We start from the raw sequence: 20,438 nt of genomic DNA on the forward strand, positions 1-20,438 counted from the left end.
CATCGTTACATTCTTTACACGGTCTTGTTTTCAGCCTTGTTTGTCGCCCCGTCAGGCTTAGACCACAGTTAAAATACTGAAAGTGTGTCAAAGAAATCAAAGGCTGCATCATCAAGATGACTGATTATTTGATAACGATTATCACGATCATTGTAGGAATCTGAATTGTAGTTAAAAGCTTTGGTAAAAATAAGGCATGATTTCACCTCTAACTCAGTTTAGCTCTGTATCTAGCGTAAGGTAGTCGGACTTTGATTCAGGATGTTTACGCAATCGCCTATCTGATATGTAAAATAGTCAGCGTATCAAGCTTTACTCCAGGCGATCGCTTTATGGCCATTACAAAACGGCGACTACCGACATTTTTACAGTTTGGCAAAACTTCCAATCTTTCCCAAAAACTCATGCTCATTGGGTTAGCCATTACCCTATTTTTCATCTTCCTGGCATTCTTCGCTCCCGTATTCCAGGCTTGGGGATGGCTGCAAAACCCGAAAGATTTTCTCTCTAATCCAATTCACGAGCCACCATCAGCTAAACATTGGTTTGGCACTAGTCGCTTGGGTTATGATGTCTTCTCGCGGACATTGTTCGGCGCTCAAGCTGCTTTGCAGGTAGTGATTTTGGCAACGGCGCTGAGTATGATTATCGGTGTACCTTTGGGAATGCTGAGTGGTTATCTGGGCGGGAAGTTGGATAAGGTGTTGCTGTTTATTATGGATAGCATTTACACTTTACCAGGACTACTGCTGTCTGTGACGCTGGCCTTTGTGGTGGGGCGGGGGATATTAAATGCAGCGATCGCTATTAGCATTGCTTACATCCCTCAATATTACCGCGTTGTTCGCAACCACACCGTCAGCGTGAAAACTGAAGTGTTTATCGAAGCTGCTCAAGCAATGGGCGCTTCCACTTGGGTTGTGCTTTCTCGTTATCTGTTTTTCAACGTCATTCAAAGCGTACCCGTCTTATTTACACTCAACGCAGCTGATGCGATTTTAGTGTTGGGCGGTTTGGGCTTTTTGGGGCTAGGACTTCCTGAAGAAGTGGCAGAATGGGGACATGATTTAAAACAAGCCTTAGAAGCTCTACCTACTGGCATTTGGTGGACTACGCTTTTCCCCGGTTTAACGATGACATTCATGGTGGTAGGGTTATCACTACTTGGTGAGGGGTTAAATGAATTTGTCAATCCCCGTTTACGGAGAGAAAATAGAATCCAAAAGTAGTTATTGGGCATTGGGCATAAGTTTTGACAAATGACAAATATAAACAATAGAGAGATTTAGAGAGATTTGTATGAAAGATAATTTAACGTTAATTGCTGCCGCTACTGGCGGGTTTATCCTTTCCGTTGCTCTTGCTGGTATTTTACGAGGTGCGCCCATTACAGCTTGGCAGGAGCAATCGAGTGTTCGTACTATGACTGTTGCTAATTTACGACTCGCACCCAATAGGACAGAAAATTTAGAATATTTTCGTGCCAAATCCTAAAACCCTAACTACACATTTGTCTAAAACCCTGACAAATTGTTGATTTTGAACTTGATAATAGAGAATAACTGTTCACCAATTATCAATGCCCAATGCCTTTCAGGAGTGCTGAGTGCTGAGTGCTGAGTGCTGAGTTAAGAGTTAGGAGTTAAGAGTTAAGAGTTAGGAGTTTTGTTTATCTCCCTCATCTCCCAATGACAAATGACAAATGACAAATGACAAAATTCAAGTAATTGGCATTGATGTGGGCGGAACAGCGATTAAGCTGGGACGTTTTGCAGCTGATGGTACTTGTCTCTTATCTTTGAGTCTGGCATCTCCCCAACCGACAACACCGGAGGCGGTGCTGGCGGTACTGGTGGATGCGATCGCGCAAATCGATCCAGATAATCAAGCTGTTGCTATTGGTGTTGGTACTCCTGGGCCTGCCGATGCAAGGGGACGTATTGCCAAAATCGCCATTAATTTACCTGGATGGCTTGATGTGCCTTTAGCAGACTGGTTAGAAGCTAAAACTGGTAAACCAACTGCGATCGCTAATGATGCTAATTGCGCTCTTTTGGGGGAAGCTTGGTTGGGAGCCGGTCGCCATTTTCAAAATCTGATTCTGCTAACTTTAGGTACTGGGGTTGGTGGCGCAATTATCCTCGATGGTAAACTATTTGTTGGACATCAAGGAGCCGCCGGAGAATTAGGTTTGATTTCATTAAATCCTGATGGGCCAATTTGTAATAGTGGCAATCAAGGCTCTTTGGAACAATATGCCTGTGCTACTGCAATTCGCCGCCGCACTCTCAAAGAACCTGTCGAATTGGGTTATCTTGCCCAACAAGGAGATGCCGCAGCCTTGACTTTTTGGCAAGAATATGGTAGTAATTTGGGAATTGGTTTGACGAGTTTGATTTATGTACTTACACCGCAAGCGATCGTCATTGGTGGCGGGATAAGTGGCAGCTTTGAGTTTTTCTTACCAGGTGTGAAGGCAGAAATTGAGAAGCGAGTGCAGCCTTTATCACGAGAGGGTTTACAAATATTGCCAGCCGAGTTAGGCAATTTTGCAGGGATAGTAGGTGCTGCAAAGTTGGCATGGCAAAACTATTCAGGATTGTAGATTATGGTAGATTATGGTTCAAACAATCCCAGCTAGAGAGATCAGTCTTTACGAATTAGAAGAAAAATTTGGTTTGCAACTTGCTACAGACATCAATTTATTTACAGAATGGACAGAAAATTTACCAATTCTGACTGATAATGAAAAGCAAGCGATGTCTACGACGGGCTACGCCTACGCACGAGTTAAAAGCAACTATTTAAACTTGAATAAGCACCGTCTCAAGTACTCAGTATATTGAAGCGCCTTGGAGGATTAATTGTGCTTTTACCCCATAAATGACAAAAATGTGGACAATACGGTAAGCAAAGTTATGCCATCAGGCTTAATTTTTAGTTTTTAACTAAAGTTTGGGGGGTTTAAGTCCCCTAGTTTTACAGTTAGAACGAATTGAAGCCTAAATCTAAATCCCCACCACAAAACGTAATTACGAATTACGTTAGCGTAGCGGTAGCGAGTATTCGAGCGTCGCGTCATTACGAATTACGAATTATTTAATACCTACCTATACTTGCAACTCAAATCCAGGTAATATATCTTCTCCAGAAAGAATTACCGGCATTTGAATAACTTCTACAGCTTTCAAAAGTCGGTAAATTTCCACTTGGTTATCTTGAGGATTAATTAGCCAACCTAAACGCAAACCATTTTCTATATATTCCTGCATTTTTGCTTGGATAGGTGCAAGCCGATCTGTTTCAGAACGCAGTTCAATTAGAAAATCGGGTACAAGTGGCGGAAATTTTTTTCGCTGTTCTAGTGTTAAAGCTTCCCACCGTTCCAACTTTACCCAAGCTGCATCAGGGGAACGTTTTGCACCATTTGGAAGTATAAAGATAGTTGAAGAACTAAAAACTTTGCCTAATTTAGCTTGACGATTCCAGATTTCTAAATCGGTAATTAGTCCAGCTTCTTGATTTCCGCTTTCTCCTCCTACTGGTGGCATAATTATTAATTCTCCGGCTGCATTCATTTCCAGATTCAAATCGCTATTGGCAATACACAATTGATAAAATTGCTCATCGGTTAAATGAGCGATCGCTTCTAGATTAAGCACAACAGTATTCATTAAATCCTTCCTCGTGCCTCACGTTAACAATTCATATTAAGACAAAGAATATCCCGTTGCTTTCTTAATGTATGTGACAACTTTTTGGTATGATTCAGGATTACTGGCAGGGTTAATAATGATGGGGATAGTACCGTCTGGCAACCAAAAAGTTATTCTGCCGTTCGGTTCATGACAAAAGGAACTGATGCAGTTGAGATTAATTACATATTCATTTTTTTCGTAAATTATTCTCACCCAATGGGCGTGTTCTAATTCTAATCCTGTCACACACTCTAAATAATCGAGAATTTTTTGATAGTCTTCCAGGTTACTTTGTGGGTTAATGACTATAGGAATGGCACTATCGGGTAGCCAAAAAGTAACCCTGCCATTAAGTTCATAACAAAAAGCATGGACACGCTCAAAATTCACTACATATTCTTTCCTCTCGTAAAGGATTTTCACCCAGTACGCCACAACATCTCCTCAAGTCCGAAATTTACGAATGATGCACCCTGGATGTCCAAATCTACTGAAGTCTTAAGTTAATGTTGCTATCACCAATTCAAAATCTAAAAAATTAATTTTGAATTACGAATTGTTATGACACCTCCAATGGTGTTGGTGTGTTAGATGTGGAAAGAGAAAGAGCGATCGCTGTTTGAATAAACCCTTTAAATAAGGGATGAGGGGTACTGGGGCGTGATTCAAATTCTGGATGAAATTGACAAGCAAGAAAGAATGGGTGCTTGGGTAATTCCACAATTTCAACTAAACGTCCATCGGGAGAAGTACCACTGATCGCATAGCCAGACTTTAACAACAAATCGCGGTAAGCATTGTTGAATTCATAGCGATGTCGATGTCGTTCATAAATCACATCTTCTTGATAGAGCTTAAAAGCTAAAGTATCAGGGAGAACACGACAAGGGTATAGTCCTAAGCGCATTGTACCCCCTAAATCCACAACTTCCTGCTGTTCTGGCAATAAATTAATTACTGGATCGGTTGTATAAGGGTCAAATTCGGCACTGTTGGCATCTGTCAATCCCCCTACGTTCCTCGCCCATTCAATCACAGAACATTGCATACCCAGGCATAAACCCAAAAAGGGGATTTGGCGATCGCGCGCGTATTTAATGGCGGCAATTTTCCCATCGACTCCCCGAACCCCGAAACCTCCTGGTACAACTATGCCATCGACACCTTCAAGATAATTTTCGGCTGGTTCAGTTTCCAAATCTTCTGAGTTCACCCAACGCAGACGCAGTTTGCCATAAGTGGAAATTGCCGCATGGTTCAGCGCTTCCACTACAGATAGATAGGCATCACTTAACTGCACATATTTACCAACAATGGCAATTTCTACCTCATGCTTAGGACTATGTAAACGTTTTACCAGGGTTTGCCACTGCATCAAATCTGGTTTGCGTTGTTCCATTTGCAGCAAGTTCAGCACTTGTTCTGCCATTCCTTCCCATTCTAGATTTAGCGGTACTTCATAGATACTTTTGGCATCTTGGGAAGTAATGACGCATTCTTCGGGTACATCGCAAAATCCCGATAATTTTTGTTTTAATCCCTTGGGTAAGGGGCGATCGCTCCGACAAACTAAAATATCTGGTTGAATGCCAATGGATCTCAGTTCTTTAACTGAATGTTGTGTTGGCTTAGTTTTCATCTCACCAGCAGAGGCAATCCACGGCACTAGCGTGACGTGCATATACAGCACATTCTGCCGTCCCACCTCTTTACGAAACTGGCGAATTGCTTCCAAAAACGGCAGTGATTCAATATCTCCCACCGTCCCGCCAATTTCTGTAATCACTACAGAGGGGTTTGTGCTTTTAGCAACTCGCAGAATCCGATCTTTTATTTCATTGGTAATATGAGGAATTACCTGGACAGTTCCGCCATTGTAGTCTCCGCGCCGCTCTTTATTGATGACTGCCTGGTAAATTGAGCCAGTAGTCACACAATTTAAGCGTGACATCGACGTATCGGTAAAGCGTTCGTAATGCCCCAAGTCCAAATCTGTCTCTGCACCATCTTGGGTAACGAATACTTCCCCATGCTGAAAGGGACTCATCGTACCAGGATCGATATTAATATAAGGGTCGAGTTTGAGAATCGACACCGAATATTCGCGCGACTTGAGCAAACGCCCTAGACTTGCTGCTACAATGCCCTTACCAATACTGGAAACAACGCCTCCAGTAACAAAGATAAACTTAGTCATAGTAGTTTGAATTTCTAACAACTTCTAAAAATACATCCCGTCATTGTGCCACAGTTATTGTGGTGTCATCTTCTGTGATTTGCTGTGAAAAACCTTCTAGGATTAGTAATATTAGGCTGTATTCTCACCTCCTCGATCGCATTGGCAGAGCCATCTCTCATAGTTGTTTTTCCCCAGACAAACTACCAGACGAGTGCCGAAAAAATCTTCTTTCTGGGTACTGCACCACCAGATGGTCAGGTTTTGATCAATAGTAAGCCAATTACCCGCAGCAAAGCTGGTCATTTTTCTCCTAGTTTCCCCTTGCAGTTGGGGGAGAATCTTTTTACTGTGCGTTACCACAATCAAGAACTTAAAATTAAGGTGATTGGGCTTAACACTAGCCCTGAACTACCACAGGGGGTAGCCTTTGCGAAAGATTCCCTGACTCCCGCAGTTGACATTGCCAGACTACCGGGAGAATTAATTTGTTTTAGCGCGTTAGCGAAGCTTCCCGAAGGGGTCGCACCCCCTAATGCTAATGTCTCTGTAACCCTGGCTAATCAAACTATTGCCCTTTTACCGCAACCTCAACAGGCACAACTACCAAGTAATTTGGCAGCTTTGACAGGGCAAAATCAGCCTCATGCCCAGTCTAGCGTAAGCAACTATCAAGGTTGCACCACAGTGGCAACAGCTGCCGATCTGGGAAAACCTCAATTTCAACTGACGCTCAACGGCAAGACGATCGCTCAAACAGGATCTGGTAAGATTCAAATCCTCTCAAGAGCAGAGTTGCCAGTTTATGAGGTTACAGTAGACTCAGGCGTTGCTCGTACTGGTCCAAGCACCGATTATTCTCGACTCACACCACTGCCCAAAGGCACACGCGCAACAGTTACAGGCAAGGAAGGTGAATGGTTGCGCCTAGACTATGGCGCTTGGATTAATAGTAAAGAAACCCGCATTCTACCTGGTGCAGTTCCGCCACAAACAATAATTCGCAGTGTCGGATACCGTCAACTCCCTGATGCGACAGAGATAGTTTTTCCCTTGCAAGTTCCCGTAGCTGTGAGCGTACAACAAAGTGAGCAAGCGATCGCTCTTACTCTCTACAATACCACTGCCCAAACCGACATTATTCGCCTGGATGATGACCCCCTAATTTATCGCCTAGATTGGCAACAGGAAGCTCCAGGACAAGTAAAATACACCTTTAACCTCAAAAAAGCTCAACAGTGGGGATATAAGCTGAGATACGACGGCACGACCCTGGTTTTGGCTTTGCGTCACCCGCCTAAAATTGGGAACACAAGACGCAAGCCTTTAGCTAATTTCAAGATTGTACTAGATCCAGGGCATGGCGGTAAAGAAACTGGTGCCAGTGGCCCAACTGGATATTTAGAAAAAGATGTGAATTTGGTGGTGTCTAAGTTGTTGCGCGACGAGTTGGTGAAGCGAGGAGCAACAGTGGTGATGACGCGGGAGGATGATAAGGAAGTTTCTCTGGCAGAACGTCAGGCAATTATCAGTCAAGAAGAACCTGCGATCGCTATTTCCATACACCATAACTCCCTACCCGATGATGGCGATGCCGAGAAAATCAAGGGATTCGGCGCATTTTGGTATCAACCCCAAGCCCATAACCTCGCCATGTTTTTACACAACTATGTAGTCAAAAAACTCGGCAAACCTTCTTATGGTGTGTTTTGGGATAACCTGGCGCTAACACGTCCGACATCTGCACCATCGGTATTACTGGAATTGGGTTTTATGAGCAATCCCGATGAATTTGAGCAGGTGGTGAACCCAGAGGAACAGGAGAAAATGGCAAATGCGATCGCTCAGGGGATTACTGAGTGGTTTAGGAGTGTGAGATAAAGTTGGAGGTAATTTGCAATGGCGAAGAAGAAATCAGCGATTCTTGAAGCCGTTCACGAAACGGTTACAGGGCTTCACAAGGCTGGACTAATAGATCAAACTACATTGCGTGAATTCGACAGTCTGTGTTTATCTGAGATTGAACCGCTAGAACCTAAGCAAATTAAGGAAATACGCGAATCATCTCATGTCAGCCAGGCAGTATTTGCTGCGATTTTGAATACAAGTCTATCAACGGTTCAAAAGTGGGAAATCGGTCAGAAGCGTCCCAGTGGCACTGCTCTTAAGCTGTTGCACCTAGTTAAAAAACGGGGATTGAATAGCCTGATCGATTAAGGGGTCGTTGGTGGAGTGCGATCGCTATTTTTTAGCTAGTTTCTGCTCAATGCACAACCACCTGAAGATTTTGCTGCTAAGATCGCTGAAATCAAACAACGTGGCGATCGTTCTCAATCTGTGATCCGACGAGGTTCTACAGGTCAAAACTTGCTCAAATTTGCTGCTACTTGGCAACGTTTTGAACCAAATTAGTTCAGAATTGCTTGACCGAGATTAGCGATCGCTCCTTTCGCTATATTTATTTCTTTGTAGTAACTCCAATTTTGTAAGCCTGACGACCAAGCCTATCTTGAACATATTTGAGAAGTTCCGCTTTATGTTCAAGTAACCATTGACAATTATTGTCGGGGTGTAAATATATACTATAGCCACGAATGGAGCCGTCCCATTCTATTTTGTCAACTGCTTTGCAATGGTAAAATAAATTAACTATTCTTGTTAGAGTTCTTACAGAATATTGACTTTCTGTTCTAAATGATAAATCCAGATTTTTAGGATTACTCAATTTTGTTTTATTACACCGAAAATCAATTTCGTTCCTGCCTTTACATCTATTGCAAATAGCACACAGAGTTTGAGAATTTTGTATAGATGTTTCTCCACCCATACAAAACGGTTTAATATGGTCAATTTGTAATTTACCTTCTGCCTTGACTCCACAACATAGGCAAGCATAACCGTCTCGCCTTTTGACTTTTTCTTTTTCTTTTTCCGTGAGTTCCTTCGGTGGTTGAGGTGTAATCTTAGATGTAGATGTAGGTACTTTACTACCATACCCACCAGTCATTATTTTATTGATAACCAACTGAAGGGCTATTAGAAGGCGATTTGGTGTTTTATAGAAAGTTTCCCACAACATTCCAGCTTTTGAAAACTCTTGGTTGACATAGTTGTTTAGTTGTGGATTTGAAAAATTAATTAGCTCATGAGCAATTTTATCTAAGTCATAGATTTCTTTTTCTTCAAAGGAGTGATACGGAGGTGTAGAATGTAGATTATCTTGAGCTATGTGACGAACAATCTTAATTAAATCTGAATTAATTCTTCTGCCAATGTCATCAGTTTCCTTGTCAAAATAGTTATCTATCCATTCTTCAACTTGAGGCTGCATCCATTTATCATCAAGATACTCTTTAGACCATTCATCTAGTAGCTTTAGGTCAGTAATAGAGCTAATAAAAGCCTCAAACTTTGATTGTGTATGTTCATAGACCATGACAAATTCGGTAAATGGCTCCATTGAGTCATTGTTATTATCAGAGTTAGCATATACAATTTCAGTTTTATACCATCCAATAGGAAATATTTTCTTATATTCTATTGGATAAACTCCATCATTTTCAATTGACTTCGATAATTCTTCGATTAGACGAATTGATATATATTCCAGTGGATAATGTTCTCCTTTTTCAGGCTTTTCACCATCAGGTTTAGTACCCCCATCTCTTGGGTCAACCCAATCAATTAAACGTTTCCAATCATCGAAGAACAAAATAACATTTGCCTCATCACTGCTCCCTCCTGCTTTTTTCCCACGTAAAGCTCTACCAATCATTTGAGTCATTAGAATTGAGCTTGTTGTTTGGCGAGTAATAAATACAGTTTGAACATTGGGAACATCAACCCCTTCTGTTAACATTCTTACATTGATTAAAACATCAAGCTTATTACTTTTGAAATCATCTAAAATTCTTTTATTGTCATCTTCTTTACGTTTATTTCTTGCATCTGCTGAACCTGGATCAGCATCTATATGCGAATAAATTGCATCTGCTTTAATGCCTTCATCAACAAGTTTATTCTTTATATATTCACATTGAAACCAACGGTCAGCAAAGATAATAGTTTTACCATAAGTATCTTTTTTAGACACATAACTGTTTACGATAAAATTGTTTCTATCTTTATCTTTAGCAAGAATTTCGATAATTGATTCAGGCAGGTCTTTATGTTGTTTAACTAATTGGTCATATAATCTATCATCAACTTCCATCTCCGTGCCAGTTGACACTTCAATGTAATTAGGTCTAGCTAAAATACCTTGTGCTATTAAAGTTTCTTTATCAGCTTGATAAATAACTCCTTTATCTCCATCTTGAAATATTTCCCGTAGCCAACCTCTTCTAGCCTTATCTGTATAAGTTGGTGTAGCTGTTAAACCAAGTATATTTGAATTGCGTACTAGCTCTCGAAGTCCTTTTTCACCAATCAATAAATTTCTGCAACCATAAGCAGGTGAATGGTGAGCTTCATCAACTATTACAAAAAGTCCTGTTTCTTTAGAATGCTCAATAAATTTTCTAAAAGCTGTCTCAACCTTATTACCCGAACCGTCCTGATTATTAGGGTGTAAATTACTGATAGCTGTTTGTATTGTCATAATGACAATATCATCGGTTAGTTGTATAGATGATGCTTTGGCATGAGAAGGATTGCTGGAAACGCGCCTAATATTCAATGTTTTTTTAGAATGTGAAATATCTCTGGCATTTTCACAAAAAGTAGAGAATGCTTGATCCAGTAGATAAAACGAAGGAGCTAACCAAAGGATTTTAATATTTTTAGGGATTACATGGTCACACGACCACTTAACAGCCGTAAATGTTTTACCTGCACCTGTAGGAAGTACTAATAGTCCACTCCTCGGTTCTTTACTGTCAAGCTTAAATGTACTACTGAGTTTTTTAAACGCCTCGACTTGATGCTGAAAGGGAGGCTTCGGGGAAAAGTGAGTATTTTGGCTTCTCAGTTTCTCAAGATTGAACGATTCATACTCTTTATACTCCATAAATATTCTCTTTTTTTGAACGCAAGTTTTTGTGGATGAATACAATTTGTATTTCAAACTTATAATTCCCACAATTTTGTGTAACGTATCACTGTGCCAAATCGGGAAAATTGTACATTAAGAAATTTAATAAACCTCGACCGAGCAACAAGGGTGCTGTGCTAGAGAATGGCGCTCAAAACCATTGATATAGCTTGCCTATGCTAAATAAAGTAAGAAATTTTGTGCGGTAGTTTCTTACTTTAGAGTTTTTCAAAGCATTTTTCTCCTCTGCTGCTTTGAGGCGATCGCTCTCCCAATTCCTACAGAATCAAGCATTGCTCTCTAACCTCTTTCAGTAGACCGAAAAGTTTTGCGATCGCTCAGTGATGGATACTTGCAAACTTGATTGTTGTTTTTTGGAGCTTATTCATAAGCTAATCTTATCACTGAGCTTCGGCAATCTGCTTTGTTACATTCCCCAAAAAACGGTATCGCACACTACTATTTTTTAGCGATCGCAAAACTTTTCGGTCTACTGACATTTTCTCTTACAGAGGACTTGCAGGAGACGGTAGACTTATAAGACAATTGCCCACAGTCAAAAACCTTAATAAATTGTACGCGTAAAAGTGTGGTAATAACTTTATGTATGTACAGATAGATGTTTTAGAATGAAAAATCATAAAACTATTGCCACGGTTACGATTTGTGTCTTATCAATGCTCACTCTGCTCGACTTTGTGAACCCGCATAAAGTTGGAGCCGAATCGATAACGAATCTCCAAGGCAAAAATTTTGACAATACTCAACAGAAATTTAATCAGGTTGAGACTGGTGTCATACCCAGAAGAAGGGATGATCCGCACAGGGATTCGCGCAATTGATTCTCATTTTAAGATTTGATGACATAAAAACCCTTGTTACGCAAGGGTTTAACAATTCTTAATAGCGCAGAAATGTAGTAATAAGTTTATGTACTTCAATACCTTAGCCAAAAAAAAGAGTATGAAGAGAGAGGGCCCTCTGTAGTAGAGTTGTTGTCTTCCCAAACGACAACTCAAATTTATTAACCCAGATTTTTGCCAACCTTACTGCTTTAGGTTGTATTCATCCCGTTTCTACAGGCGTTGAACCCTCGAAAATGGGCAATGGTATTGGTACTTACAAGTTGATATTTGAGAATGAAAATTCGTAATACTTTTGCCACGGTTACGATTTGTGTATTGTCAACGCTCACTCTGTTCGACTTTGTGAATCCGCACAAAGTTGAAGCTGAGTCGAGAAAGGATTGTCGTCAATTGGTGACAGGCACGTACCTCACGACACTCTTAGCTAACTTAGCTTCTGCTCTACAATGAAGTGAAGAATCTAGCAGCTTAAACAGGGGATTTATTTATGTCCCACCCTGCGCTCAGTAGCCAAGAAGTCGCCCGACGTGGAAAGGAACTCTATCAAAAAAGTATCCGTGCCAAAGTTGAGACACAAGAGAACATTGGCAAAATTATCTCGATTAATGTTGAAACTGGAGATTACGAAATCGGTGATGATTTAGTCGAAACCAGTCTTCGATTACGATCCAAGCAAACCGATGCAGCACTTTGGGGAGAAAGAATTGGTTTTGATGCCGTTTATGCAGTTGGTGGTACATTGCTCAGGACAGCAGAGTGATACACGGGACTGTACTTTGCGATCGCACCACTGCCAAAAGATGGAGCAATACAGAAGATAGCAAAAACAGCCCTCAAGTTATTGAAAGGTGCGTTGGCGTAGCCCGTCGTAGACATCGCTGATTTGTCTATTACCGAAAAGCTAGGTGAAGTTTGTAGTAAGCTTTTGCCTGTGATTACTAACCCATCTTCCACGCTTCAAAATGTATTATTCAAGGTTGCAAAAATAATTACCAGAAATCGTCATAATTAGAGAAAACATCAAGTTTGACGCTTTGTCTTTTGACAGCGATCGCAACTTCACTTAAAGTTCCGCACTAGAGGAGTGCTGAGTACTGAGTAAAGAAGAAAAGAAAAAATTTCTTATTACTTCTTCAAAATCTTTATTCGGACACTCAGATTCATGACTCAGAACTCGGTACTTTTTTTATGGTAGATTTGTTGCTGATCGCAATCTTGGGGTTCCTGGGGAGTTTTGGACACTGCTTTGGGATGTGTGGCCCTCTAACAGTGGCATTTTCTCTGTCTCATCAGCCTAAAATTCCCCAAACAGTCTCTTTGGGACAGACATCAACCCTAGAAAAGCCCGATACTTGGCAACAGCAATTAAAATTTCATATCTTGCTCAACCTGGGGCGAATGTTGAGCTATGCTCTAGTCGGTGCTGGTATTGGGGCGCTAGGTTCGGTATTATTGCAAGGTGGGCAGTTAGCCGGTATTGGCAGCGACTTCCGGCGCTGGATGGCAATTCTAACTGGTGTGATGTTGATTTGGTTTGGCTTAGGACAAGTAAAACCCGATTTACTACCGCGCATTCCCGTGTTACATCCCTTATTACAAGGGCGCTTACACGATCGCCTCAGCACTGGAATGGTGAAGCTTTCCTTAAAAACCAAATGGTGGACACCAATGCTTTTGGGGATGACTTGGGGTTTAATGCCTTGTGGTTTCCTGTATGCTGCCCAAATTAAAGCTGCTGAAACTGGCAATCTATGGATGGGTGGGGCAACTATGCTGGCTTTTGGCTTGGGAACTCTCCCTACAATGCTAGGCGTAGGCGTTTCCACATCATTGGTAAGTAAAGACAGGCGCAGTCAGTTATTTCGATTAGGCGGTTGGGTAACACTCACCATTGGCATCATCACCCTGCTACGGACTGGTGACACAATGGTAGATTACACCGGACACGCCGCCTTAGTCTGCTTAATTTTGGCGTTAATTGCGCGTCCGATTAGTGGCTTGTGGGCTTCACCACTACGTTATCGTCGCGGCTTAGGAGTGGGATCTTTTGTGCTTTCTGTGGTTCACACCGTCCACATGATAGAACACTCATTGCAATGGAATTTTGCCGCCTTTTCATTTCTGCCACCAGAATTTCAGTGGGGGATGGCTGCGGGTGCTGTAGCATTGGTATTAATGTCCCCCGCCGCTTTCACAAGTTGGGAATCGCTGCAAAAATCTTTAGGCAAGCGTTGGCGACAGATTCATCTATTGGGTGTGCCAGCCTTGCTTTTGAGTGCCATTCATACTGTGTTGATTGGTTCCCATTACCTGGGTTCTTTGGAATCAACTTGGGGAAATAAATTAGCGGTAGTACTGATGGTAATTGTTACTCTCAGTGTATTGATGGTGCGATCGCGCTTTTTTTGGTCAAAGTTAGCCGTAGAAAAGTTTTATGTTCCCCCAACCAAATCGCGGTAAATCATCCTTATTTTCTGGCTCCATCTCAACGAGTCAAAAACAGAGGCGTTACCTGTCTCAAGGCATTTTCTGGAAGAATTCAGGAACAATAAAGTATTTATTATTCCTGAGTTTCTTAGTTATATCAACAACGAATCTTTACCCAGCTTTTGCTCATAAGGTGGAAGTAGCTGGAGATGTCGGTGGCACTCTCCACATTGAACCAAACGATAATCCCCGCGCTGGAGAAGCAAGCCAAGCCTGGTTTGCACTTACCCGCAGAGGTGGAAAGGTGATTCCCCTGTCACAGTGTAATTGTCAGTTGGCTGTTTATGCCGAACCTTATGCCGCCGGAGAGCCACCGTTGTTAGAACCACAGTTAGAACCTGTGACAGCCGAACGCTATAAAGGTATCCCCGGTGCAGAAGTTGTCTTTCCCAAGCCAGGTCTTTATGAGTTGCAACTAAATGGTAAACCTGTCTCTGGGGGAAGATTTAAACCCTTTCAGTTCAAATTTGAAGTGACTGTAGCAGGAGGCGGGTCTACACAAAATACACGAAACCTGCGAGATGTCAATGGTGATTTAGCAGAGGGTCAATCTCAACAATTACCAACTTGGGCGATCGCACTGCCAATTCTTGGATTTATCGGCATCTTAGTTGTCGTTATGCAAAGTATGAGGAGGGGTGGGGAGTAGGGAAGGAGTAGGGGCAGGGGGCAGGGTGCAGGGGGCAGGGGGCAGGGAGATGAGGGAGATAAATAAAACTCCTAACTCTTAACTCCTAACTCAGCACTCAGCACTCCTAACGCCCAATGCCCTTATTTATGTCGCTTCTGATGCCACTGCCAAGCATGAGCGACAATATCTTGAATGGATGGATACTGAGGTTGCCAGCCTAAAATGGTTCTGGCTTTCTCGCTGGTGCCAATGAGAATTGGAGGATCGCCAGGACGGCGATCGCGTTCTTCTACTGGTATCGAAATTCCTGTCACCTCTTCGGCAGCTGCAATTACTTCTCTGACGGAGAAGCCACTGCCATTACCCAAATTGAAAACTTCGCTGTCGCCACCTTTTAATAAATATTCCAATCCCAAAATATGGGCATCTGCTAAGTCGTTAACATGAATATAATCTCGAATACAAGTACCATCGGGCGTGGGGTAATCAGTGCCGAAAATTGCAATAGATTCTCGTTTACCTAAAGCTGTCATTAGCACCAAGGGAATCAAATGGGTTTCTGGATTGTGATCCTCGCCCAGTAAGCCATTGGGATTAGCACCGGCAGCATTGAAATAGCGGAAACGCACTGATTGTAAACCGTAAGCAACATCAAAATCAGAGAGAATCCTCTCTACCATTAGTTTTGTAGCGCCATAAGGATTAATCGGATTTTGAGGATGGTTTTCTGGAATGGGTACAAATTCCGGTACTCCGTAGGTGGCACAAGTAGAAGAAAAGACAAATTTCTTTACAGATGCTGTCAGCATCGCTTCTAACAGGGTCAAAGTACCAAGAACATTATTGCGGTAATATTTGGCCGGGTCAGTTACCGATTCTCCTACGTAGGCATAAGCAGAAAAGTGCATCACAGCAGCAATATCACGGGTTTTAAATACATGATCCAGCAAGGCGCGATCGCCTGTGTCCCCAATTATCAGTTCTACCTGTAAAACCTTTTCTACTAGGTCACGATGCCCATATACCAGATTATCAAGTATGACAACGTTATAACCCGCTTGTTTCAAAGCTAGCACTGTATGAGAACCAATATATCCAGCTCCTCCCGTTACGAGAATAGTAGGCTTTCCAGGCGACATAGTTTTTCCTTTTGAGTCGATTACTCAATTAATTTAGTTTACCGGTACCATATTAGTCTTCTGGAAAATTATAAATAATAGACGCAGTGTGAAAAATTTGAACTAAAATCACTACGACGGTAGTGTTTGGGTGTGAGGTTTAAAGTATTTTAAGTCAAACAGTGCGATTACAATTTGACAATAAAATAAATCCATTTCCCGAAACCTCTAGGTTGAGCCTTACGGGTAACGCTTCTAGCGTCGCTATCAGTAAGAAGTCGCCAGTTGTTTTATACAGGGAAACCATGTATGGCAGTCCTTCTTGGGGGCAACCCCATCAAAGGGGACTGTCTCACCACCACACTGGCTCACTGCACCAGAAAATTTGAGAGTTAGTCTATGTTTCTATTGTTAAGCCGGGTACTGCTGTGGCTGCTGATTGGCACTATCGTATATTCTCTGTTCCAGCGATTTTATCCCTCTGGAAGTTTTGTCGGGCGATTAATCTTAGTCGTTATCTTGGTAATCGTAGCCCTATCATTTCTTAACCCCAACGAACCTGTTGTAGCGTCGTTGTGGAGAATGCTATCTTTTCCACTCAAGCCTCTGGGAGCCTCTGTTTTACTGATGATTATTGCCGCTCAGAAAATCAAAGCAGGTGGAATAGAGAAACCAGGAGGATACTTAATCGGTTGGGCACTGACGATTTTGCTGTTAGCAAGTACACCAGCAGTCGCCTATTTCCTTTATAGAGCGCCACTAGCTATGACTGGTGAAAGATATGTAGCAACTGCTGCACCAACATCTGGAACACTGGTAGCATTAGGGCAACCCACCACAGCGAACATCTCAGATGTGACGGGGGATAGCATTCTTTCTTATAATTTGAAAGTGCCTCCCTATTTATTACAAGGAAGTCCTCAAGATATTCGCACACGCGGTTTACGACTTGAAGACTTTGTACCAAATTCGGAAACGTTGCAATTGACAACAAGAACTTGGGAAAGTTATCTCGTTGAAATCTACAGGTTCTTGCGTGTTCAACGGTAATCAGGCAAGAGAACTTTACGGAGTTCGTAGTGAGCGTTTAAGCGCTCAATCTCAGGACTAAAGTCCTAACTACGAACTTATTTCTTCCTTCATTAAAGTTGCGGTGGTGGACTACTAGTACCGAAGGGCAATAACTATCCAGTTAAAAGAGGTAACAAAAGCTGAATTTATCCAAGCGATATTTCCTCTGCATACCTGCCTTCTGGGACTAGCAGTTAATCTAGATGATAAAGTTGCACAATTGCTTTAATGGCACAATCTCGACGAATCGCTAAACTCAGTGCTTACCTACGACCCCATTGGCGGGAAGCCTCCTTGGGTATTTTCGCTTTGTTGTCTGTCAATGCACTGGGCGTTTATATCCCTTGGTTGATTCGTGCTGGTGTTGAAAAACTCTCAACAACCTTCGTCTTGAGCCAAATACTACATGATGTAGCAATCATTGTCTTGCTCAGTTCGGCGATGTGGCTAATGCGGATGGCCTCACGCATTTGGCTATTTGGGGTGGGTCGTCAGGTGGAATTTGACCTGAAACAACGGATTTTTGAACACTTACTCAAGCTGGAACCTGCTTATTTTGCCAGTAATACTGCTGGCGATTTGATTAGTCGGGCTACTAGTGATGTGGACAATATCAAGCGGTTATTGGGTTTTGCGGTCTTGAGTTTAGCAAATACGGTGTTTGCTTACGCCCTGACACTGCCGGTAATGCTGGCGATTAGTGTGGATCTCACCCTAGCCGCCCTAGCAGTTTACCCTTTTATGCTGTTGTTGGTGAGTCTATTTAGCGATCGCTTACGCAAACAACAAGCAAAAGTCCAAGAGCAACTCTCTGACATCAGCGAACTCATCCAAGAGGATATCAGTGGCATTGCTTTAATTAAAATCTATGCCCAAGAAGCAAACGAGCGTCGAGCCTTCGCCAAGAAAAATCAGCAGCTATTGACTGCTAACTTGGAACTGGCAAAACTCCGCAATACACTGTTTCCGCTAATTACTGGGCTAGCTAATATCAGTTCACTGGTAATCATTTGGCTAGGGACAGCGCGGATGTCTTCTGGGACACTTCAGGTTAGCGACTTTTTAGTACTGTTAATTTATGTAGAGCGTCTGGTTTTTCCCACTGCCATTTTAGGATTCACAATTACTGCCTACCAACGCGGTGAAGTTAGTATCGATAGGCTTGAATCTATTCTCTCTGTCACACCAAAAATTAAAGATGCAGCCGATGCCATACATCTACCAGTGGCTGAACTTAAAGGCGAACTGACAGCTAAAAATCTTACCTACAATTACCCTGGTGCTACTACTCCGGCTTTAGCAAATATTAACTTTACCATTGCTCCTGGGGAAACTGTAGCGATCGTTGGGGCAATTGGTGCGGGGAAATCTACTTTGGCCAATGCTTTACCACGCTTGTTGGATATTGAATCAGGACAATTGTTTTTAGATGGGCTGGATATTACTAAGTTAGCGTTGGCAGATTTGCGAGGTGCGATCGCCTACGTTCCTCAAGATAGCTTTCTATTTAGCACTACAATCAAAAATAATATCCGCTACGGCGATCCAGTTAGCGAACAAGAGCAGGTAGAATCTGTTGCTAAACTTGCCCAAATTGAATCAGAAATTCACAATTTTTCCCAGCAATATGAAACGATTGTTGGCGAACGTGGGATTAATCTTTCTGGCGGCCAACGGCAACGTACTGCTTTGGCTAGAGCCATGTTGGTCAATGCTCCAGTGTTAATTTTGGATGATGCTCTCTCTAGTGTAGATAATCAAACCGCCACACAAATCCTCAAAAATCTTTCTAGTGGTACTGAACGCAAAACAGTAATTTTTATTACGCACCAATTATCGGCGGCGGCGGCGGCTGACCGAATTTTTGTGATGGAAAAGGGAAAAATTGTGCAGATTGGAAATCACTTAGAACTTTTAAAACAACAGGGTTTATACAGAACTTTGTGGAGCCAACATCAAGTTGAGGAATTACTGCGGTGAACAAGGCAGGGGGCAGGGGGTAGAGGGGGATAGGAAAGAATATTTATTTATTGGAAATCCCTTGTTTCCGAGTTTACCGAGAATTTGGTTCTAAAGCCCGGTGCTAGAAGCACGGATTTATTGAAGGATTGTAAATAGGTCTAGCAAAATAAAGGCATTTATCATAACTTTATAGTTATAGAACTATTGACTATATCGCCTCATTACTCATGGTTAACACCCTACCCAAGCCAGAAATCAAAACCCCCAGCAAAGAGACTGTACTCACCCCTCGGTTTTACACTACAGATTTTGAAACCGCAGCCAAGCTGGATTTGTCTGCCCAGGAAACGGAATTGCTGGCGATGTTGGCAGAAATGCGAACAGACTACAACCGCCACCATTTTGTCCGTGATGAAGCCTTTGAGCAGTCTTGGGAACACATTAACGGTGAAGCAAGACAGGCGTTTATAGAGTATTTGGAACGTTCTTGCATTTCTGAGTTTTCCGGCTTCTTGCTATTCAAGGAATTATCCCGCAAGCTAAAAAATCGCAGCCCAGTGCTAGCGGAAATATTTCAACTGATGGCGCGTGATGAAGCCCGCCACGCCGGATTTCTCAACAAAGCAATGGCCGATTTTAAACTCTCCCTTGATTTAGGGACTGTAACTAAAACCCGCACTTATACATTTTTCCCGATTGAATGGGTACTTTACACCGTTTACCTCTCAGAAAAAATCGGCTACTGGCGTTACATTATTATTTTCCGGCATCTAGAAAAGCACCCGGAAAACCAGTTTTACCCCATCTTCCAGTACTTTGAGAGTTGGTGTCAGGACGAAAACCGCCACGGAGATATATTCAAGGCGCTTTTACGTTCTCAACCGCAACTCTGGAACAACTGGAAATCGAGGCTGTGGAGTCGCTTTTTCTTGCTATCGGTATTTGCTACCCATACTCTGACAGTTCATGAACGTTCCGGGTTTTACAAATCACTGGGACTTGATGCTACAGAATTCGATCTCGAAGTTGTCCGCAACACCAATGAAACCGCAGGACGGGCTTTTCCTGTGATGTTGAATACCGAACATCCCAAGTTTTTCCCACGTCTGCAACGCTGTGCAGGTTACAACTTGAAAATTGCAGAGATTGAGGACAGTTCTGCGCCGAAAGTTGTCAAGTTAATTCGCAAACTACCTTTGATTGCAGCAATTGTTTGGAATCTGCTGTTGGTTTACCTGATTAAACCAATTGATGCTGAAGCGATGCGAGGAACGGTTCGTTAGCTCTGTTTGTAGTGGGGACTTAAGTCCCCAAAGCCAGGACTTAAGTTCTACAGTTAATTTTGGCACGATCGCGTTGCTTAATCACATCCCTTTCTTTTGTAAAAACTCCATTTG

18 protein-coding genes are annotated in these 20,438 nt (G+C 42.3%); 12 read left to right on the top strand and 6 right to left on the bottom strand.

Going from position 1 to position 20,438, the window contains the following annotated elements; all coding sequences use genetic code 11:
* The first annotated feature begins 332 nt into the window (after positions 1–332).
* The 4 genes from HWQ37_RS25675 (at position 333) to HWQ37_RS25690 (ending at position 2,846) form a co-directional block, all read left to right on the top strand.
* Positions 333–1,229 (top strand): ABC transporter permease, encoded by an 897-nt coding sequence (locus HWQ37_RS25675; protein WP_292752731.1) that lies wholly within the window; start codon positions 333–335, stop codon positions 1,227–1,229.
* A gap of 70 nt (positions 1,230–1,299) precedes the next feature.
* Complete coding sequence (locus HWQ37_RS25680) at positions 1,300–1,494, top strand: hypothetical protein (protein WP_292752662.1); 195 nt, start codon at positions 1,300–1,302, stop codon at positions 1,492–1,494.
* Positions 1,495–1,702: 208 nt separating this feature from the next.
* Entirely contained in the window at positions 1,703–2,605 is a 903-nt protein-coding gene (locus HWQ37_RS25685) for an ROK family protein (RefSeq protein ID WP_292752665.1), read from the top strand.
* A 13-nt stretch (positions 2,606–2,618) separates the two neighbouring features.
* Positions 2,619–2,846 (top strand): hypothetical protein, encoded by a 228-nt coding sequence (locus tag HWQ37_RS25690; protein ID WP_292752668.1) that lies wholly within the window; start codon positions 2,619–2,621, stop codon positions 2,844–2,846.
* Positions 2,847–3,110: 264 nt separating this feature from the next.
* Here the strand turns inward: HWQ37_RS25690 and HWQ37_RS25695 are convergent, their stop codons facing one another.
* The 3 genes from HWQ37_RS25695 to HWQ37_RS25705 all read right to left on the bottom strand — a co-directional run bounded on the left by HWQ37_RS25695 (position 3,111) and on the right by HWQ37_RS25705 (position 5,895).
* Entirely contained in the window at positions 3,111–3,674 is a 564-nt protein-coding gene (locus HWQ37_RS25695; protein ID WP_292752671.1) for a Uma2 family endonuclease, read from the bottom strand.
* A 36-nt stretch (positions 3,675–3,710) separates the two neighbouring features.
* Positions 3,711–4,133, bottom strand: coding sequence for a hypothetical protein (locus HWQ37_RS25700; protein WP_292752674.1), 423 nt, complete (start codon positions 4,131–4,133; stop codon positions 3,711–3,713).
* Between the two features lie 124 nt (positions 4,134–4,257).
* Positions 4,258–5,895, bottom strand: a complete 1,638-nt coding sequence (locus HWQ37_RS25705; RefSeq protein ID WP_292752677.1) for a CTP synthase — start codon at positions 5,893–5,895, stop codon at positions 4,258–4,260.
* An 84-nt stretch (positions 5,896–5,979) separates the two neighbouring features.
* Here HWQ37_RS25705 and HWQ37_RS25710 point away from each other — a divergent pair, with 84 nt between their 5' ends.
* Both HWQ37_RS25710 and HWQ37_RS25715 read left to right on the top strand, forming a co-directional pair.
* Positions 5,980–7,755, top strand: a complete 1,776-nt coding sequence (locus HWQ37_RS25710) for an N-acetylmuramoyl-L-alanine amidase (RefSeq protein ID WP_292752680.1) — start codon at positions 5,980–5,982, stop codon at positions 7,753–7,755.
* 18 nt (positions 7,756–7,773) lie between these two features.
* The gene (locus HWQ37_RS25715) at positions 7,774–8,091 is read left to right on the top strand and encodes a helix-turn-helix domain-containing protein (RefSeq protein WP_292752683.1); all 318 of its coding nucleotides are present in this window, start codon (positions 7,774–7,776) and stop codon (positions 8,089–8,091) included.
* Positions 8,092–8,332: 241 nt separating this feature from the next.
* Here the strand turns inward: HWQ37_RS25715 and HWQ37_RS25720 are convergent, their stop codons facing one another.
* Complete coding sequence (locus tag HWQ37_RS25720) at positions 8,333–10,882, bottom strand: DEAD/DEAH box helicase family protein (RefSeq protein WP_292752686.1); 2,550 nt, start codon at positions 10,880–10,882, stop codon at positions 8,333–8,335.
* Between the two features lie 1,377 nt (positions 10,883–12,259).
* Here HWQ37_RS25720 and HWQ37_RS25725 point away from each other — a divergent pair.
* Positions 12,260–12,532: a hypothetical protein gene (locus tag HWQ37_RS25725; RefSeq protein ID WP_292752689.1), complete on the top strand. Its 273-nt coding sequence runs from the start codon at positions 12,260–12,262 to the stop codon at positions 12,530–12,532.
* On the opposite strand, the gene HWQ37_RS25730 is transcribed toward HWQ37_RS25725, so the two are convergent.
* Positions 12,493–12,726 carry a hypothetical protein gene (locus HWQ37_RS25730; protein WP_292752692.1) on the bottom strand — a complete coding sequence of 78 codons (234 nt, stop codon included), beginning with the start codon at positions 12,724–12,726 and terminating at the stop codon, positions 12,493–12,495. The genes HWQ37_RS25725 and HWQ37_RS25730 overlap by 40 nt on opposite strands.
* Before the next feature lie 234 nt (positions 12,727–12,960).
* Between HWQ37_RS25730 and HWQ37_RS25735 the strand changes: the two genes are divergently transcribed.
* The gene (locus HWQ37_RS25735; protein ID WP_292752696.1) at positions 12,961–14,232 is read left to right on the top strand and encodes an urease accessory protein UreH domain-containing protein; all 1,272 of its coding nucleotides are present in this window, start codon (positions 12,961–12,963) and stop codon (positions 14,230–14,232) included.
* Positions 14,207–14,908 carry a hypothetical protein gene (locus HWQ37_RS25740; RefSeq protein WP_292752699.1) on the top strand — a complete coding sequence of 234 codons (702 nt, stop codon included), beginning with the start codon at positions 14,207–14,209 and terminating at the stop codon, positions 14,906–14,908. The genes HWQ37_RS25735 and HWQ37_RS25740 overlap by 26 nt, the downstream gene beginning before the upstream one ends.
* A gap of 122 nt (positions 14,909–15,030) precedes the next feature.
* Here HWQ37_RS25740 and galE read toward each other — a convergent pair whose 3' ends face one another.
* Positions 15,031–16,029, bottom strand: a complete 999-nt coding sequence (gene galE / locus HWQ37_RS25745; RefSeq protein ID WP_292752702.1) for a UDP-glucose 4-epimerase GalE — start codon at positions 16,027–16,029, stop codon at positions 15,031–15,033.
* Between the two features lie 378 nt (positions 16,030–16,407).
* Here galE and fraI point away from each other — a divergent pair, with 378 nt between their 5' ends.
* The 3 genes from fraI to acsF all read left to right on the top strand — a co-directional run bounded on the left by fraI (position 16,408) and on the right by acsF (position 20,324).
* Positions 16,408–17,058, top strand: coding sequence for a septal nanopore formation protein FraI (fraI, locus tag HWQ37_RS25750; protein WP_292752705.1), 651 nt, complete (start codon positions 16,408–16,410; stop codon positions 17,056–17,058).
* Positions 17,059–17,307: 249 nt separating this feature from the next.
* Positions 17,308–19,059 carry an ABC transporter ATP-binding protein gene (locus HWQ37_RS25755; protein WP_292752708.1) on the top strand — a complete coding sequence of 584 codons (1,752 nt, stop codon included), beginning with the start codon at positions 17,308–17,310 and terminating at the stop codon, positions 19,057–19,059.
* 209 nt (positions 19,060–19,268) lie between these two features.
* On the top strand, positions 19,269–20,324 hold the full coding sequence (acsF, locus tag HWQ37_RS25760; protein ID WP_292752711.1) for a magnesium-protoporphyrin IX monomethyl ester (oxidative) cyclase: 1,056 nt from the start codon (positions 19,269–19,271) through the stop codon (positions 20,322–20,324).
* Positions 20,325–20,438: the final 114 nt, after the last annotated feature.

The organism is Nostoc sp. NMS4, assembly GCF_017115095.1.
GTDB lineage: Bacteria > Cyanobacteriota > Cyanobacteriia > Cyanobacteriales > Nostocaceae > Nostoc.

Excerpts from the sequence above, each read along its gene's own strand:
- HWQ37_RS25675 (WP_292752731.1), top strand. The coding sequence starts at position 333 with ATGGCCATTACAAAACGGCGACTACCGACATTTTTACAGTTTGGCAAA.
- HWQ37_RS25680 (WP_292752662.1), top strand. The coding sequence starts at position 1,300 with ATGAAAGATAATTTAACGTTAATTGCTGCCGCTACTGGCGGGTTTATC.
- HWQ37_RS25685 (WP_292752665.1), top strand. The coding sequence starts at position 1,703 with ATGACAAATGACAAAATTCAAGTAATTGGCATTGATGTGGGCGGAACA.
- HWQ37_RS25690 (WP_292752668.1), top strand. The coding sequence starts at position 2,619 with ATGGTTCAAACAATCCCAGCTAGAGAGATCAGTCTTTACGAATTAGAA.
- HWQ37_RS25695 (WP_292752671.1), bottom strand. The coding sequence starts at position 3,674 with ATGAATACTGTTGTGCTTAATCTAGAAGCGATCGCTCATTTAACCGAT.
- HWQ37_RS25705 (WP_292752677.1), bottom strand. The coding sequence starts at position 5,895 with ATGACTAAGTTTATCTTTGTTACTGGAGGCGTTGTTTCCAGTATTGGT.
- HWQ37_RS25715 (WP_292752683.1), top strand. The coding sequence starts at position 7,774 with ATGGCGAAGAAGAAATCAGCGATTCTTGAAGCCGTTCACGAAACGGTT.
- HWQ37_RS25720 (WP_292752686.1), bottom strand. The coding sequence starts at position 10,882 with ATGGAGTATAAAGAGTATGAATCGTTCAATCTTGAGAAACTGAGAAGC.
- HWQ37_RS25725 (WP_292752689.1), top strand. The coding sequence starts at position 12,260 with ATGTCCCACCCTGCGCTCAGTAGCCAAGAAGTCGCCCGACGTGGAAAG.
- HWQ37_RS25735 (WP_292752696.1), top strand. The coding sequence starts at position 12,961 with ATGGTAGATTTGTTGCTGATCGCAATCTTGGGGTTCCTGGGGAGTTTT.
- HWQ37_RS25740 (WP_292752699.1), top strand. The coding sequence starts at position 14,207 with ATGTTCCCCCAACCAAATCGCGGTAAATCATCCTTATTTTCTGGCTCC.
- galE (WP_292752702.1), bottom strand. The coding sequence starts at position 16,029 with ATGTCGCCTGGAAAGCCTACTATTCTCGTAACGGGAGGAGCTGGATAT.
- fraI (WP_292752705.1), top strand. The coding sequence starts at position 16,408 with ATGTTTCTATTGTTAAGCCGGGTACTGCTGTGGCTGCTGATTGGCACT.
- HWQ37_RS25755 (WP_292752708.1), top strand. The coding sequence starts at position 17,308 with ATGGCACAATCTCGACGAATCGCTAAACTCAGTGCTTACCTACGACCC.
- acsF (WP_292752711.1), top strand. The coding sequence starts at position 19,269 with ATGGTTAACACCCTACCCAAGCCAGAAATCAAAACCCCCAGCAAAGAG.